At 59.6% G+C, this 14,519-nt stretch carries 18 protein-coding genes and 1 tRNA gene; 6 read left to right on the forward strand and 13 right to left on the reverse strand.

All coding sequences use genetic code 11. The features are described from left to right. Positions 1-378: 378 nt before the first annotated feature. A complete protein-coding gene (locus tag JFT66_RS04175) occupies positions 379-1,065 on the reverse strand; it encodes an SOS response-associated peptidase family protein (protein WP_153839658.1) in 687 nt (228 codons plus the stop codon). Between the two features lie 266 nt (positions 1,066-1,331). Next, a tRNA-Leu gene (locus JFT66_RS04180) sits at positions 1,332-1,418 on the reverse strand. A gap of 224 nt (positions 1,419-1,642) precedes the next feature. Between JFT66_RS04180 and JFT66_RS04185 the strand changes: the two genes are divergently transcribed. Next, a complete protein-coding gene (locus tag JFT66_RS04185; protein WP_198858814.1) occupies positions 1,643-2,119 on the forward strand; it encodes a hypothetical protein in 477 nt (158 codons plus the stop codon). Positions 2,120-2,189: 70 nt separating this feature from the next. Here the strand turns inward: JFT66_RS04185 and JFT66_RS04190 are convergent, their stop codons facing one another. Together JFT66_RS04190 and JFT66_RS04195 are read right to left on the reverse strand one after the other, a co-directional pair. Next, positions 2,190-2,471 (reverse strand): hypothetical protein, encoded by a 282-nt coding sequence (locus JFT66_RS04190; protein WP_034119675.1) that lies wholly within the window; start codon positions 2,469-2,471, stop codon positions 2,190-2,192. A 142-nt stretch (positions 2,472-2,613) separates the two neighbouring features. Further along, complete coding sequence (locus tag JFT66_RS04195; protein ID WP_034119674.1) at positions 2,614-3,141, reverse strand: DinB family protein; 528 nt, start codon at positions 3,139-3,141, stop codon at positions 2,614-2,616. A gap of 125 nt (positions 3,142-3,266) precedes the next feature. On the opposite strand from JFT66_RS04195, the gene JFT66_RS04200 reads away from it, so the two are divergent. Further along, the gene (locus tag JFT66_RS04200; RefSeq protein WP_198858815.1) at positions 3,267-3,962 is read left to right on the forward strand and encodes a tellurite resistance TerB family protein; all 696 of its coding nucleotides are present in this window, start codon (positions 3,267-3,269) and stop codon (positions 3,960-3,962) included. On the opposite strand, the gene JFT66_RS04205 is transcribed toward JFT66_RS04200, so the two are convergent. From JFT66_RS04205 to JFT66_RS04240, 8 genes are all read right to left on the reverse strand, one after another. Beyond that, positions 3,959-4,780 carry a hypothetical protein gene (locus JFT66_RS04205; RefSeq protein ID WP_198858816.1) on the reverse strand — a complete coding sequence of 274 codons (822 nt, stop codon included), beginning with the start codon at positions 4,778-4,780 and terminating at the stop codon, positions 3,959-3,961. The genes JFT66_RS04200 and JFT66_RS04205 overlap by 4 nt on opposite strands. 18 nt (positions 4,781-4,798) lie before the next feature. Next, positions 4,799-5,146 carry a DUF2493 domain-containing protein gene (locus JFT66_RS04210; protein ID WP_034119671.1) on the reverse strand — a complete coding sequence of 116 codons (348 nt, stop codon included), beginning with the start codon at positions 5,144-5,146 and terminating at the stop codon, positions 4,799-4,801. Positions 5,147-5,236: 90 nt separating this feature from the next. Continuing rightward, positions 5,237-7,951, reverse strand: coding sequence for a magnesium-translocating P-type ATPase (mgtA, locus tag JFT66_RS04215; RefSeq protein WP_198858817.1), 2,715 nt, complete (start codon positions 7,949-7,951; stop codon positions 5,237-5,239). A gap of 235 nt (positions 7,952-8,186) precedes the next feature. Further along, positions 8,187-8,480 (reverse strand): hypothetical protein, encoded by a 294-nt coding sequence (locus tag JFT66_RS04220; RefSeq protein WP_153839663.1) that lies wholly within the window; start codon positions 8,478-8,480, stop codon positions 8,187-8,189. Between the two features lie 318 nt (positions 8,481-8,798). Then, a complete protein-coding gene (locus JFT66_RS04225; protein WP_153839664.1) occupies positions 8,799-9,410 on the reverse strand; it encodes a LysE family transporter in 612 nt (203 codons plus the stop codon). A gap of 107 nt (positions 9,411-9,517) precedes the next feature. After that, positions 9,518-10,000, reverse strand: coding sequence for an arsenate reductase ArsC (locus JFT66_RS04230; protein WP_198858818.1), 483 nt, complete (start codon positions 9,998-10,000; stop codon positions 9,518-9,520). 11 nt (positions 10,001-10,011) lie between these two features. Then, the gene (locus JFT66_RS04235; protein WP_198858819.1) at positions 10,012-11,295 is read right to left on the reverse strand and encodes an arsenic transporter; all 1,284 of its coding nucleotides are present in this window, start codon (positions 11,293-11,295) and stop codon (positions 10,012-10,014) included. Between the two features lie 19 nt (positions 11,296-11,314). Further along, complete coding sequence (locus JFT66_RS04240; protein WP_198858820.1) at positions 11,315-11,671, reverse strand: metalloregulator ArsR/SmtB family transcription factor; 357 nt, start codon at positions 11,669-11,671, stop codon at positions 11,315-11,317. Between the two features lie 175 nt (positions 11,672-11,846). Between JFT66_RS04240 and JFT66_RS04245 the strand changes: the two genes are divergently transcribed. The 4 genes from JFT66_RS04245 (at position 11,847) to JFT66_RS04260 (ending at position 13,663) form a co-directional block, all read left to right on the forward strand. After that, positions 11,847-12,062: a hypothetical protein gene (locus JFT66_RS04245; protein ID WP_198858821.1), complete on the forward strand. Its 216-nt coding sequence runs from the start codon at positions 11,847-11,849 to the stop codon at positions 12,060-12,062. A gap of 71 nt (positions 12,063-12,133) precedes the next feature. Beyond that, positions 12,134-12,829 (forward strand): AzlC family ABC transporter permease, encoded by a 696-nt coding sequence (locus JFT66_RS04250; RefSeq protein ID WP_034119663.1) that lies wholly within the window; start codon positions 12,134-12,136, stop codon positions 12,827-12,829. After that, complete coding sequence (locus tag JFT66_RS04255; RefSeq protein ID WP_153871921.1) at positions 12,826-13,137, forward strand: AzlD domain-containing protein; 312 nt, start codon at positions 12,826-12,828, stop codon at positions 13,135-13,137. Before JFT66_RS04250 ends, JFT66_RS04255 begins: the two co-directional genes overlap by 4 nt. A gap of 172 nt (positions 13,138-13,309) precedes the next feature. Next, positions 13,310-13,663 (forward strand): hypothetical protein, encoded by a 354-nt coding sequence (locus tag JFT66_RS04260; RefSeq protein ID WP_153839667.1) that lies wholly within the window; start codon positions 13,310-13,312, stop codon positions 13,661-13,663. A gap of 148 nt (positions 13,664-13,811) precedes the next feature. Here JFT66_RS04260 and JFT66_RS04265 read toward each other — a convergent pair whose 3' ends face one another. Further along, complete coding sequence (locus JFT66_RS04265) at positions 13,812-14,516, reverse strand: YoaK family protein (protein WP_153839668.1); 705 nt, start codon at positions 14,514-14,516, stop codon at positions 13,812-13,814. Positions 14,517-14,519: the final 3 nt, after the last annotated feature.

The following is a 14,519-nucleotide window of genomic DNA, read 5'->3' on the forward strand; positions in this document are numbered from 1 at the left end:
GAGTGGGGTCCGGGTGGCGAAAACGTAAGAAATACTCGTCGAATTGATTGTTTTTTGATCATTTGGCGAGTTTAAAAGTTGCGCTAGGTGGTATGCCGGGGAAATACATGGCTACTTCAGACCATCCCTAACGTCGTGGAATTTGATAAAGCGGTTTTTGTCTTGACTGAAGAAAACTCCGAAACCCGCGGTTTTTTAATCAGCTGTATCTACAAAACAGTGGATGAAAGGTATCTGAAAATGAGGCCAAATACTGGGAATAGGCATGATGAGATTATGTGGATTGTCAGGCCTTCTTCATGGAAGAGGTCGGGTGATTTTTCATCAACAAGAATTTTGGTGTGTGCGGACAAGGCCGAGCGCGGATGTGCATTTTTTTTAAAATGACGAAATGGGGGAGATAAGCTCTGGCCCTTTGTTCCGCACGTTGCCTACAGCTGTGCCGACCTTGAACCACTCGAATACCTCGGAAGGTTCGCCCTGGTGAAGTAATATCTGCTCGGCGCGTTCTTTGGGCGTCGCGGGGTCAAGCCATTCCCGGGCCACGCCTGCAGTCAGTACTACTGGCCGGCGGTCATGAATGTCCACCATGCCGCCGGCACTTTCGGCTGTGATGATCACGAAGCCGTCATCCTCGCCTGGGCCTTCATCGGCGTCTGGTAACTTCCCGATGGCAGCACAAAATATAGGGGCACCATCTCTGCGGCGGATCAGGTAGGGCTGCTTCCTGGGGCTACCCGTATCCACCCACTCAAACCAGCTGTCGATAGGCGTGATTGCCCGGTGCGGCCAGATCGCGCGGAAGAACGGGCCGTGGGCGACTTTCTCAACGCGTGCATTGATCGGTGCGCCGCGATCTTTGGCCCAGTGCGGCCGCCATCCCCAGCGCACCGGATCTGCGTGTAGCAGGTCGCCCTGCAGGTGCAGCAGCGCAACGGCGGTCGTGGGTGCCACGTTGTACTGCTCGATAGGCTGATCACCCACAGAGTTCGCCAGGGCGTTGGGCATACTCAGCGCTGCAACGAAGTCGTGGATTCCCCGGTATTGTGAAAGTCTTCCGCACATGATCAGGCCCTCTAGTCATCCAATCAGACTAGCTGCCACTCGGCGCTTGAGCCTGATGAATTTCTTCGCCACATCCGCTCCGTTTCAATCAGTTCATCGATCGAGGTTTTGACTTGTCGCGATTGAGCCGACGATCTATAGGTGGAGTGGGATTGGCGTTAGTTCTGCAGGAGGCCTGGGAGGATAATTGCGGAGCGGATTCTAAAATTGCGGAGCAGAAAAGATAAGGGCCTGCTCAGGTTTCCCTGGCAAGCCCTTGATATCTATGGTGCCCGAACCCGGAATCGAACCGGGACGCCCTTACGAGCGGGGGATTTTAAGTCCCATGCGTCTACCAGTTTCGCCATTCGGGCGGTAGCGCGGTGTAGCAGGGTTGGGAATATATAGATCCAGGCGCTTCGGCGCAACCTCCAAACGCGCTTTCCTGCACACGGATACTCAAGAAAAAACGTGGCAGATCAGTGATCTACAGGGCCGCCGGGTTAGGTCCTGATGAATTCACGCGGCGTAGGAACAAGCCTCATAAATGACAGTCATAGCGATATGCCATCCCGGCAAATCGCAAAGGAATTAATAGATGCTCAGTGTCCGTAGGCGTTCTTGGATGATGGCCGCAGGCGTAGCGGGGCTGTTGGGTGTGGCAATGGCTGGCCCGCTGCAGGCGGCGAGTGCGGTGCGATGGGGGGAGTTCAGTGCGTCGTCGACAGACAGGTTGACGGGCGCCTCGGTGGAAGCGGGCAATACCTATGTGTTGAAGTCGTCGAGTATTTCCATCGGCGATATCGAGGCGCTGCAAGCTGGGCAGAAGCGTAGCGAAAGCGAGCTGCAAAGCCTGAAAACTACAGTTGAAGGCCAGGATCGGGCGTTTGACGAGTTAAAGCGTAAGGACGGGTCGAGCTCCAGCAGCAGTGACAGTCAGCTGTCGAGCCTCAAGCGCACGTTGGATGAGCAGAAAAGCACGATAGCGCGGCAGAAAGATGAGATCGACGGCCTCAAGCGCAGCCTGGACGATTTGAAACGCAGTGTGGAGACGTTGAGCAATAAGGTGAAGTGACATCGAGGTCAAAGCACTGCTAAACGGGAGCAAGCTCCCTCGCCACGGTGAGCTTGCCTCGCTTTGGGATTTACACGAAAGGCTGTCCGCTGAAGCCCCGCGGCAAACGCTGCAGCCCCGGAAGATCTGTGAGGCGCTGGGTCCAGGCGCTGCGCCAGTCCGTGCTGGTGTGGACCTTGGCTTTACGCGAGGCGCGACGGGTGGCGTTGCGTTGGGTGCGGCGCGCTTCTTTGTAGGCTTCGGTATTGCGGCAGGTACGGCATTTGACTCGATTCAGCTCGGTGCTGGAGGGGAGGTTGGTGCCGTGGTGGCCGCAGGCTAAGTGCCCGGCGACCTTGAAGTGAATGACCATGTAAGCGTCTCCTTCTTATGGGGTGCGCGCATTGGTAAACCTACAACGCACGCGGTGAGGGCGGGCTGCGAAAAATCCCGGCACCTGTAGTTACGACCTCGCGGGCGGAGCGGCGTTCGCTTGATACAGGCCTACGCCGTGTTCAATCAATCAGCGCCAGTAGGTCGGTAGTACCGACATCCACGCCCGCCTGGGTCAGCAGCGTCGTCACCTGGCCCCGGTGGTGGGTCTGGTGGTTGAAAAAATGCACCAGCAGGCCAAAGAACGGCTTCTCGGCGCCCACACCGCGCATGTTGTGATAACGCAGGCGCTGATCCAGATGGGACTCGTGCAGGCTGTTGGCCCAATCGACGATCAGTTGATCCAGCCAGGTGCGATGGGCCGAGAGCTCACCCAGGTTGGCGAAGGCCAATTGCTTGAGATCGGCGGGCGTAGCGATGGTACGTAACGGCACCAATGCCGAAAAGTCAGCCGGGTGCTCGGCAAAGCGCTTGAGCCAGACCGTGTCGCCCAGCATCAGGTGATTCAAGGTGCCTAGGATCGAGCCGAAGAACGCCTTTCGGTCCAGCGCTAATTCCTCGTCCGTCAACGTGCCGGCCGCGTCATAGACCTTGCGGTTCATCCATTGGTTGTAGTGGGCCATCAACGCAATGTGCTCGATACGGTTCACCTGGGTACTCCCTCGACGGTGTGGTGGCGCAATCATAAAGCTTGCCCGCCCGGCGGTCATGGTGTTCCATCTGGGGCGGGCTATGTTTGATAAACGCCACTATTGCGCCCCGGGAGGGCGACACCATGAATACCAGCGATCTACTGGAACAACTGTTGCGTGCAGGGCAGCAAGGCGGTGGCGCTTCGGGCGGCGGCCTGGGCGGGTTGCTCGGCGGTTTGTTGAAAGGCACCAGTACCGGCAATGCTCCGGCCGGTGGCGGCTTGGGTGGATTATTAGGTGGCCTGGGTGGTTTGCTGGGCGGTGCACCGACCGGCGGCACCACCCAGACGCGTAGCGGTGGAGGGATGAATTACGCGGCGCTGGCGTCCCTGGGGATGGCGGCTTTCCAGGCGTATCAAGCCTGGCAACGTCAACAAGCCACTGCCCCGCAGCAAGCCATCCAGACCGTTGACCAGCTTGACGGCCCTGAGGCCGAAGCCCACAGCCATGGTGTATTACGCGCGTTGATCGCGGCGGCCAAGGCGGATGGCACTATCGATGCGCAAGAAAAGCAGATGATCTCCGCCGAGATAGGCCGTCATACCGACGACCCCCAGCTACAGCAATGGCTCGACGCCGAAGTCGCCAAGCCCTTGAATGCCGCAGACTTTGCCGACTATGCCAATGACCCGGCGCTCGCCGCGGAGATCTACCTGGCCAGCGTCATGCTGGTCAATGATCAGCAGGACGCCGAGCGCGAATACCTTGACGAACTGGCCGGGCAGTTGCACATCGACCCGCAGTTGCAGGTACACCTGGAGCAGCAGGCCAAGGCCTAGAACCTCAGCGTCGCCCCAGTGGTCAGCCACTGGGCGCGTTCCCCAATCAGGCTGCGCCCGACCACCAGGTCCACGTCGACAAGTTTGCCGACGTGGAATCGCGGCCCAGCCTGCCATGCCTGCTCGCCGCCTTCCTGGCCATAGCGTTCGCCAATCAGGGTCAGCCACTCTGCAAGCTGATATTCGAAACCCGTGCCCCAGGTCAGGCGATGTTTTTGATCACCGTCGTTATAGGCGTGGCTCCAGCCAGCATTCAGGTTCAGGCGTAATTGTGCCAAGGCCTGCCAGGTCAAAGGAACCTTCAAATCGGCCCCGTCAAACCCGTGCTGGCGATCCAGGGCCACATGCGCCCCGGCTGCAATTGCCAGCTCAAGACCCAAGTCCTCTCGTGACAACACCTGCGCCTTCACCTGCGGGCTGATCTGCGTCTCGCCTTTGCCTGCGGCCGTGGCCCGTGACAACGCGGCGCCCCACTGCACGGCGGGCATGGCGCTGAACGTGCAGGCGGGCGACAGGGTAGCGTTATGGGTACTGCCCGCGTGCCGATTGGCGCTGTACCAGGCGTCGACATTGCATTCTCCCGGGGCGTTGACGGCGCCGTCGTCGACCACATAAGCACCGCCTGCGGCATGGGCTTTTGAAAATAGCGCGATAAGCAAGACAGCGCCCAGGGTCGCACCGATAAAGATCAGGTTGCGCTGCAATGCACGGCGCTTGGCCGGTGGCAACAACAGCAATGTGTGGCGCGCACCGCGATAGTGACGCGCACGGTATTTGGCAAAGCCGTCCTGCCGCTTTGAGTGGTATTTTTTGTGCATGATGCACCTCGCTTGAATTCAGCTTTCTACGGTCAGCACCGAAATGCCGCTGGCTTTGGCCTGGCACACCAGCTCCGAGGTATCGTCACCACCGGGCAGGGCGATGATCACGTCGGGGCGGCTGTCGGCCAGCATGAAGTGGTTGCGCTGGCGTTCCGCCTGTTTGCCGTGGCGTTGCCAATTGGGTGGGTAACGCACCACGTCGATGCCGATTTCCCGCGCCCATTCCTCGATCTCGCTGCCGAGAAACTGGTTGCCGCCGTGGATCAATACCTGCACTGGGTGCAGGCGGTGGTAAGCGTCCAGCACATGGCGGGACTTTTTGGTGTCGGCGTAATGACGACCTGCACAGATCAAGACGCGCATTGGGAGCATCCTTGTATTTCGCGGTGGCGGCCGGGCGACCGCCACCGTTTGAACGGCGGGGCGACCGCCACCGTTTGAACGGCGGGGGGATCAGTACCACTGCTTGAAGCGGCGGATGTAGATCGTCTTCATCAGTTGGGCCACGCAGCAGTACGCCAGCAGAGTGCCCACCAGCCATGGGAAGTACGCCATCGGCAGCGGTTGCAGGCCCACCAGGGTGCCCAGTGGCGAGAACGGCACGTAGATGCCCAGGGCGATCACGATGCAGGTCATCATCAATACCGGCCAGGCAGCGGTGCTCTGGAAGAACGGAATCTTGCGGGTGCGCAGCATGTGCACCACCAGGGTTTGCGAGAGCAGCCCCTCGATAAACCAGCCGGACTGGAACAGCGTCTGCATTTCCACACTGTTGGCCGAGAACACGTACCACATCAGGGCAAAGGTGGTGATGTCGAAGATCGACGAGGTCGGCCCGATCCAGATCATGAAGCGACCAATGTTTTTCGCATCCCACTTACGTGGCTTGGCCAGGTATTCCTTGTCCATCTTGTCCCACGGCAGGGCCAGCTGGGAGATGTCATACATCAGGTTCTGTAGCAGCAGGTGGATCGCCAGCATCGGCATGAACGGAATGAACGCGCTGGCTACCAGCACCGAGAACACGTTGCCGAAGTTGGAGCTGGCGGTCATGTTCAGGTACTTCATGATATTGCCGAAGGTTTCGCGGCCCTTGAGCACGCCTTCTTCCAGCACCATCAGGCTCTTTTCGAGCAGGATGATGTCGGCCGACTCCTTGGCGATATCCGTACCGCTGTCCACCGAGATACCCACGTCGGCATCCCGCAGCGCCGGTGCATCGTTGATGCCGTCGCCGAGGAAGCCAACAGTGTGGCCGTTGGCTTGCAGCGCCTTGAGCACCCGCGATTTTTGCAGCGGCGTCAACTTGGCGAACACCGTGCGTTCCTCTACGCGGCGCAGCAGTGTGGCGTCATCCATCGCTTCGATTTCCACGCCCAGCAGCGGCTGGCCTGGCTCGAGGCCGACCTGGCGGCAGATCTTGCTGGTGACCACCGCGTTGTCGCCGGTCAACACCTTGATCGCCACGCCGATCTGTTGCAGCGCTGCAATCGCCGGGCCTGCGGTTTCCTTCGGTGGGTCCAGGAAGGTCAGGAAGCCCTGGATCACCAGGTTGCGTTCATCGGTGGTGGTGTACTGCTGGCGTGCCAGCGCTTTGGGGATATTGCGGGTCGCCACCACCAGCACGCGGAAACCATCTTCGTTGTAGTCATTAGCCAGTGCCAGCAGGTCCTCGCGCCGGCGATCATCCAGGGGCAGGGCTTCGCCTGCCTCCATGACGTGAGTGGAAATGCTCAGCATCTCTTCCACCGCGCCCTTGCACACCAGCAACTGGTCGCCGGCAGCGTCCTTGACCACGATCGACAGGCGACGGCGCACGAAGTCGAACGGCAATTCATCGACCTTGCTGTAGGCAAATGGCACCTGGAACTTGGGGTTCTGTTCCGAGAACTGCACCACGGCCTGGTCCATCAGGTTCTTCATGCCGCTCTGGTGAAAGCTGTTGAGCCAGGCCAGGGACAGCACCGCATCATCGCGCTGGCCGAAGGCGTTGACGTGATGCTCGAGGATGATCTTGTCCTGGGTCAGGGTGCCGGTCTTGTCGGTGCACAGCACGTCCATCGAGCCGAAGTTCTGGATCGCATTGAGGCGCTTGACCACCACTTTGCGCTTGGCCATGGCCGTGGCGCCCTTGGCCAGGTTGGCGCTGACGATCATCGGCAGCATTTCCGGGGTGAGGCCCACAGCCACCGCCAGGGCAAACAGGAAGGCATCGCCCCAGTCACCTTTGGAGAAGCCATTGAGGAAGAACACGATGGGCACCATCACCAGCATGAAGCGGATCAGCAACCAACTGACGCTGTTCACCCCACGGTCGAAGGCGGTTTGCACCCGCGAGCCGACAATCGCTTTGGCCAGGGAGCCAAAGTACGTGCGCGGCCCGGTGGCGATCACCACGGCCTTGGCACGACCACTGACCACGTTGGTGCCCATGAAGCAGATATTCGGCAGGTCGAGCAGGTTGCCTTGGTCGGCGGCCAGGGCCGAGGCGGATTTTTGCGTGACATCGCCCAGGGTGTCGTACTTCTCCACCGGCAAGGCTTCGCCGGTCAGCACGGCCTGGCTGATAAACAAGTCACGGGACTCGATCAGGCGGATGTCGGCGGGAATCATGTCACCGGCCGACAGTTGCACGATGTCGCCGGCCACCAGCTCGCGCATCGGCACTTCGCGCAGGGTGGGCTGGGCGCCGACCTGTTCGCGGCGCAGCACGGTGGCGGTGGTGCGTACCATGGCCTTGAGGGCTTCGGCGGATTTCGCCGAGCGGTGTTCCTGCCAGAACCGCAGCAGGCTACTGAGCAGGACCATGGTCATGATGATGATGACTTTGGTCAGGTCGACTTCCTCACCGGCCTGCAGCGGCAACCAATAGTCGGTGACAAAGCTGATCCCGCCGAGGGTCAGCAGCACGTAGATGAAGGGGTTGTTCAGTGCCTGCAGGAACTGGACGATGGCGTGTGGCGGCTTGTCATGGGCGACTTCGTTATAGCCTTCCCGTTGCAGACGCGCCGAGGCGTCCAGTTCGGTCAGGCCATCCTGGGTGGCGCGCACATTGGCGAGGGTGGCCGCCAGGCCGTTCTGGGCTTCACGGGCGGCGCGCATCGACAGTTTGGTGTCGGCTGCGGTGCCATTTTTCTTGTGCAGAGGCGTGTTTTTTACGGCGCTCATTGTCTGTACTCCTGTCGCCAATTCTCGACAAAACATACCCGGTACTTACCTGCATACAGGCGAGCGAAAGCATGCCGAGCCGCGGACTTCGCGATCGGTTTAAATAAAGTGTTCAAGTAACTTTTACAGTGCCCGCTAACAGCGCGTTAATTAACGTGCGCGCAGCGGGCTACTACTGGACGTGTTCATAAAGAACTCCAGGGTATTAATAAGAAAGTTGCTGTTTCCAGCCAGGTCAGGCGGCGCGAGCGCTCACGTAAAGACCGAGCATCAAGCTAGCTTGCGCCAGGCTGGAAACCTTGGGTCTCTGCGGGTCTTGAGGGTCGGCGTGATCCCAGTGCTGCACCAGTTGGCCGCTGTCAGGGCAAATACGCCAGTGCGCCAGCGGTGGTGCCGGGCGCACTTGGGGGGAGGGTGCAACAAAGGCCGAGCGAGTGGGCGAAAAGCCCACGGGCGCGCGGCACAGCTTGGCGCGCAAGGCTGCGGCCAGTGTCGGTACATCGGGCAAAGCAATGAGTGGGAAGGTCATAACACACCTCGGGACCGGACAAGCGACCGGTGAGGCAGTTACGGTGGAGCATCGAGCTCTAGCGCAGCTTACCGGACCTGGAAGGCGAGTCCTGTCATATTCTGGGTTTGGCGCCCGATGCCCGCTGATGCGGCGCTCGGACAGCGACTAGATACTGTGTCCATTGGCTTCTTTTGTGAGGTTTAAAAAAGGCCCCAGTTGCGGGCACGGGCAATCTACTCAGACCGTAACAGAATGTCAACGCATGATTAATTAAATTAACCCGTGTTCAGAGTTCATTCAGATTAGAGGCACTCGGAAGTTGCTGGATATATAACTTCATATACCCTGGGCGGCGAGTATTGCCAGGTAGATCAATACCAAACCGCAGGCCGCATAACTGACACGCTGCCACATCGGTGATGCGTTCTTGCGCAGCAGGTTCACCAGCGCGGCGATCAGAAAACACGAGAGCACGGACGCCAGCATGAAACCGGCAAAAAACATCAGGGTCTGCCCGTGGCTGGGCGTGGCGCCGACGATGCCGGACAAGGCACTCCCCAGGGCGCCCCAGTACACGATGTTCTTCGGATTGGCCAAGGAGATCGCGGCGCCGACGGCCAACGCATTTTGCCGGGTACTGGCCGGTGCGTCGTCAGCTGCGGGCAACTGCCAGGCATCGATCAGGCTGCGGATGCCCAGCCACGCCAGGTACAGCGCACAGACGATCGTCAATGGCACCCGCACGGCGTCATGCTGGATCAGCAGCGCGATACCGGTGAGGCCAATCACTGCCCAGACGGCGTCGCCCACCAGCGAGCCGAACTGCACCAGCAGCGCCGGTGTGAAACCGTGGAGCAAGCCACGACGCAGCGTTTCTGCCAGCACCGCGCCGGGGGAGAGGCAAAATACAAAACCGAATACCAGTGCGTAGAAAAAGATCGTCAGCATGCCCGCGTCCTTTCAGGAAAGTGCGAAAGCATACGTCAGCGCGGGGTTAGGAAACCATGCAGATTTGAATGGCCCACAGGGTGATCCAGATTTCTTTCAGGTTCGACTTAAAAACTGTTCGCTTTCAAGGCGATACGCTCGAGTTCAACCTTCAATTCATCCGTGCTGAGGCTTGCAAAGGGCAGCGCAAAAAATGTCTTGCAGCGAACGGCGATAATGTCGAGGGTGGCTTTGAATGCAGCGTCTATCTGGGCTTCATCACCGCGCATGTGCGAAGGGTCTTGCAGCCCCCAATGCGCTTTCACCGCCGCGCCAAAATACACTGGGCATGCTTCCCCGGCCGCGTTGTCGCACACGGTAATGACTACATCCGGCGGGCTGCCTTCAAAGGCGTCATTGCCCTTGCTGTATAAGCCTTCGACGCTGATACCCGCCGACTGCAGCGTGCTCAGGCTGCGGGGCAAGACCTGGCCTTTAGGGAGGCTGCCCGAGCTGATCGCCTCAAAGCCCGCCGGCGCCAAATGGTTGAATACCGCTTCGGACAAAATGCTGCGGCAACTGTTGGCGGTACACATGAACAGCACTTTCATTGCAGTCTCCTTTAGACGCTCAGGCGCAGGGCAAGGGCGGCGAGGGTGATCAACAGCACCGGTAAGGTCAGTACGATGCCGACCTTGAAGTAGTAACCCCAGGTAATGGTGATGCCTTTGCGCGCCAGGATATGCAGCCATAGCAAAGTCGCCAGGCTGCCGATAGGAGTGATTTTCGGGCCCAGGTCGCTGCCGATCACGTTGGCGTAGATCATTGCGTCCTTGATCACGCCCACGGCATGGCTGGATTCGATGGACAATGCACCGATCAACACCGTCGGCAGGTTATTCATCGCCGATGAGAGCAGCGCCGTTAGTACGCCAGTGCCTATGGCGGCGCCCCACACACCGTAGGTGGCGAAGGTGTCGAGCCAGGTCGCGAGGTAGTCGGTCAGGCCAGCGTTTCGCAGGCCGTATACCACCAGGTACATGCCCAGTGAAAAGATCACGATCTGCCAGGGCGCTTCCTTGAGGACTTTGCGCGTAGAAATCTTGTGGCCTTTGGCGGCAATCACCAGCAGCAACACGGCACATGCTGCGGAAATCGCACTGATGGGAATGCCCAGCGGCTCCAAGGCAAAACAGCCGACCAGCAAAATGCCGAGTACCCACCAGCCGGCGCGAAAGGTCGCACGGTCATGGATGGCGCTGGCGGGGTCGTCAAGGTCGGCCGGGTCGTAGGTCTGTGGAATATCCCGGCGGAAAAACCACAGCAGCACCGCCAGTGTCGCGGCGACGCTGACCAGGTTCACCGGCACCATCACGGCGGCATATTCGTTGAAGCCGATCTTGAAATAGTCCGCCGAGACGATGTTCACCAGGTTCGACACCACCAGCGGCAGGCTCGCCGTATCGGCGATAAACCCGGCGCCCATGACGAATGCCAGGGTCGCCGCCGGAGAAAAGCGCAAGGCCAGCAGCATCGACATCACGATGGGGGTCAGAATCAGCGCCGCGCCGTCGTTGGCAAACAGCGCCGATACCAGGGCACCGAGCAGCACCATATAGGCAAACAACCGCCGGCCGCGGCCACGCCCCCAACGCGCCACATGCAGGGCGGCCCAGGCGAAGAACCCGGCCTCGTCGAGTAGCAGGCTGATGATGATCAGCGCGACAAAGGTGCCGGTGGCGTTCCAGATGATGTGCCACACCACCGGAATGTCCGCCAGGCTGATCACCCCGCAGCCCAGGGCCAGGATCGCACCCAGGCTGGCACTCCAACCCACGCCCAGGCCCTTGGGCTGCCAGATGACCAGCACAATGGTGATTAAGAAAATCGCACTTGCGACAAGCATGAATAAACGCTCCGATGGCTCAGCAGCAGGTGCTGGTCCGTTGTGGTCTGTCGCCCATTGCATCCAGACGCAGCGCGTCGTTCTGCAACCATGGCTGGTTGGCTTGCAGGGTGGTGTCCAGCACCTGTGTGACCCAGGTGGGCAGGGCCGGATTGATGCGGTAGTAGATCCATTGCCCTTGGCGACGGTCCAGCAGCAGCCCGCAACTGCGCAATTGCGCCAGGTGGCGGGAGATTTTTGGCTGGCTGTCGTCCAGGGCATGGATCAGTTCACACACGCAAAGTTCGCCTTCGCGCAAGATCAACAGGGTCAGCCGTGCGCGGGTGGCATCGGCCAGGCATTTGAACAAGGAGGGAGGAGAGAGGGAATCCAACATGGCCAAGGCCTATATATATGGTTATCCAAATATACGTATTTCCATATATTTCAGTCAAACCTTGTTTCATTTGATATGGATCAAATGCCCTGGAAACAGCCACAACTGTTTGAAATTAAACTGAAACACAAATGTCCTAAAGTGCCCGCCCATTGCTGAAGAAGGAAGAACCCGCGTGACCCGTGCCACTCGCAACCTGCGCAAGACCCTGGATTCCGTCGCGGAAAATAACGAAACCGCGGCGTTCGACCTGATGCGTGCCGTCGAAAAACTAAGCGATGAAGTGCTGCGTCAACGCCTGCTCCACACCATCCACCGGCTGAACCAGGATGCCTACGAACTGCGCGAAGCGCGGGATTCGGTGGAGCAGGTTTCGGTAAAGCTCGCCTGAGCAAGATCGTTCAAGACAAGCGCTTTAAGGTGCTGGCATGCTTGTCGACTGTCTGTCGATGAGCCGTTTCCATGCCCACTGCATTACCTCATTACGCCTTCACCCGCGGCGCCATCGCCGTCATTCCCTTGTCCCTGGCCTGCGCGCCCTGGGGATTGCTCGCCGGGTCCATGGCCATCGACGCGCAATTTACCCCGCTGCAAGCCCAAGGCTTGTCCGCCATTGTGTTTGCCGGTGCGGCGCAGTTGGTGGCAATCGGCATGGTCAAGAGCGGCGCCAGCCTGATTTCCATTGTGCTGACCACCTTGTTGCTGACCTCCCAGCATCTGCTGTATGGCATGCACATGCGGCCCACGTTGTCTTCGCTCAATACCCGCTGGCGCATGAGCCTGGGTTTTCTGCTGACCGATGAGTTCTTCGCGCTGGTCAACCACTATGACCGCGAGACCTTCAATCGTTGGTACGCCCTGGGCGTCGGCCTGACGTTTTATATCATCTGGAACCTCTTCACCCTGGCTGGCATTGTGCTGGGTAAAAGCATTCCCGGCCTGGACCAGTTGGGCCTGGAGTTCTCGATTGCCGCGACCTTTATCGCCTTGATCACGCCAGTGGTGCGCGATGTGCCCACGGTGGTGTGCGTCGCCGTTTCGCTGCTGTGCTCGGTATGGTTGAGTTACCTGCACTGGGAATCGGCGGTGGTGGTTTCGGGGGTGTTGGGGATGAGCGCAGGGTTTGCCTGCAAGCGCCTGGGAGTGGGGCAGCGATGATCTACTTGATGATTGTGGCCATGGGCCTGGTGGTGTTTTTCAACCGCTATGTGTTTCTCGAACCGCGCCTGCCGGTGCGGCTCAATCGCGGCGCCCGTGAGTTCCTGGGTTTCGCCGTGCCGGGCATGCTCACGGCGATCTGCGGGCCGATTATTTTTCTGGCTGACCATCAGCTCAACCTGAGCCCGACCAACCCTTACTTGCTGGCCGGTATCTGCGCCGTGGCGTTGATGTTCTGGACGCGCAGCGTGTTGATCACCGTGTTGCTGAGCATGGCGCTGTTCTATCTGTTTCGTTGGTGGCTCTGACACCCAGGCAAAAAAAAGCCCGCGGGAGGGCGGGCAGAAGGGACGCTTCTTGAAAATGAGCTTGGCCACTATAGTCGGCGAGTTCGCGCTTCACAGTGAAACAAAGTTCATGGGCGCGTCAGTTGGCGCCAGCACAATGGTAGAGTCACGGTTTTTCCAAGGAAGCAATGGCATGCACAAGGTGGTAATTGGCGCATTGGTACTGGCAGCACTGGCCGGTTGCGCGGGCTCGAAGATGAAAGAGGCACGCGCCGGCAGCCCCTACAAGACTTTGGCATCGGACAAGACCACCCTGGTGGTTGCCCAATGCATCCAGTTCGGCTGGCAGGATGAAAGCGTGTTTGGCATTGACGCCGGCGGTTTCAAGGAGCCCACCGAGGCTGGTGGTTTCACGGTCTACACCACGGGTGGCGACTACTTTGTGGATGTACACAGCACTGGGGCGGGTTCTACCGTCAAGTACTATGCAGCCGAAGACAATATGCCAGCCAAACGCCGCTTGGCTGCCCTCGCCACTTGTCTGTAATACGTTGCCTTAGTCATATTCCGAAACGCCTGGCAGGACAGCCGCCGGGCATTGTCTTATGATTCACTCGCTCGCTCGACGCGATGGCTCTTTACCGGTACACGGATGTCGAGGCTTAAACGTCGGGCGAGCACCTCTTTGTTTCGCCTCAGCGTGGCATGAAACCCAGTTGCCAGCGGCGCGGAATCATCAGTGTCACCAGCCCCAGTAATCCCGCTAATGCACCACTGACCCACAGTGCGCGCAAGCCCATCTGCTGCTCCAGCAGCGCCCCGATCACCGCGCCGATAAACATTCCGGCCCAGGGAATCAATTGCACGCGCCAGCCATTGCGGCGTTCGCCCAATAGCCAGCGCCCCAGCCCGCGACCAAAGCGTGAAAGCGCGCCGGTGACGTAGGTGAGCCCCACTGGCAAACCGTTCACTTCCTCGACGGCCGCGTTGAGCATGCCCATGGCGATAATCGCCGCCAGCAAAGCGGGCAAGGTCTCTGTCGATGGCCACAGCGCCGCGCCGCAGAGCAAGGCACCGATGCACAGCAACAGTGGCAACGCGTGGCGCTTGCTGAAACGGCTGACCACCACGCCCAATGCGTTGCCGACCACAAAGGTGGCGACCAGCAGCACCAGGCGCCCGGTGAGCCCGAGGTCGCCAGCGCTGATGGCCACCGCCAGGCGCGTGGTGTTACCACTCATGAACGAGACAAAATCGCCGCTGGCCATAAAGCCGATGGCATCGGTCATGCCCGCCAGCACTGACAGGCAAGCCACCAGCATCATGCCCACCCGTCCACGCCAGCGCTGTCGATGGGCGAGCGTGACATTGGTGTAAGGCTTGCGGGACGAAGGCAGCATGGG

This window comes from Pseudomonas sp. MF6755, assembly GCF_016405635.1.
Taxonomy (GTDB): Bacteria; Pseudomonadota; Gammaproteobacteria; order Pseudomonadales; family Pseudomonadaceae; genus Aquipseudomonas; species Aquipseudomonas haemolytica.

Bases quoted from the DNA above. Each gene is read 5' to 3' on its own strand.
- JFT66_RS04200 (WP_198858815.1), top strand. From the start codon at position 3,267: ATGAATACCAGCGATCTACTGGAACAACTGTTGCGTGCAGGGCAGCAA.
- JFT66_RS04205 (WP_198858816.1), bottom strand. From the start codon at position 4,780: ATGCACAAAAAATACCACTCAAAGCGGCAGGACGGCTTTGCCAAATAC.
- JFT66_RS04250 (WP_034119663.1), top strand. From the start codon at position 12,134: ATGCCCACTGCATTACCTCATTACGCCTTCACCCGCGGCGCCATCGCC.
- JFT66_RS04175 (WP_153839658.1), bottom strand. From the start codon at position 1,065: ATGTGCGGAAGACTTTCACAATACCGGGGAATCCACGACTTCGTTGCA.
- mgtA (WP_198858817.1), bottom strand. From the start codon at position 7,951: ATGAGCGCCGTAAAAAACACGCCTCTGCACAAGAAAAATGGCACCGCA.
- JFT66_RS04190 (WP_034119675.1), bottom strand. From the start codon at position 2,471: ATGGTCATTCACTTCAAGGTCGCCGGGCACTTAGCCTGCGGCCACCAC.
- JFT66_RS04260 (WP_153839667.1), top strand. From the start codon at position 13,310: ATGCACAAGGTGGTAATTGGCGCATTGGTACTGGCAGCACTGGCCGGT.
- JFT66_RS04230 (WP_198858818.1), bottom strand. From the start codon at position 10,000: ATGAAAGTGCTGTTCATGTGTACCGCCAACAGTTGCCGCAGCATTTTG.
- JFT66_RS04255 (WP_153871921.1), top strand. From the start codon at position 12,826: ATGATCTACTTGATGATTGTGGCCATGGGCCTGGTGGTGTTTTTCAAC.
- JFT66_RS04225 (WP_153839664.1), bottom strand. From the start codon at position 9,410: ATGCTGACGATCTTTTTCTACGCACTGGTATTCGGTTTTGTATTTTGC.
- JFT66_RS04210 (WP_034119671.1), bottom strand. From the start codon at position 5,146: ATGCGCGTCTTGATCTGTGCAGGTCGTCATTACGCCGACACCAAAAAG.
- JFT66_RS04265 (WP_153839668.1), bottom strand. From the start codon at position 14,516: ATGCTGCCTTCGTCCCGCAAGCCTTACACCAATGTCACGCTCGCCCAT.
- JFT66_RS04220 (WP_153839663.1), bottom strand. From the start codon at position 8,480: ATGACCTTCCCACTCATTGCTTTGCCCGATGTACCGACACTGGCCGCA.
- JFT66_RS04235 (WP_198858819.1), bottom strand. From the start codon at position 11,295: ATGCTTGTCGCAAGTGCGATTTTCTTAATCACCATTGTGCTGGTCATC.
- JFT66_RS04240 (WP_198858820.1), bottom strand. From the start codon at position 11,671: ATGTTGGATTCCCTCTCTCCTCCCTCCTTGTTCAAATGCCTGGCCGAT.
- JFT66_RS04185 (WP_198858814.1), top strand. From the start codon at position 1,643: ATGCTCAGTGTCCGTAGGCGTTCTTGGATGATGGCCGCAGGCGTAGCG.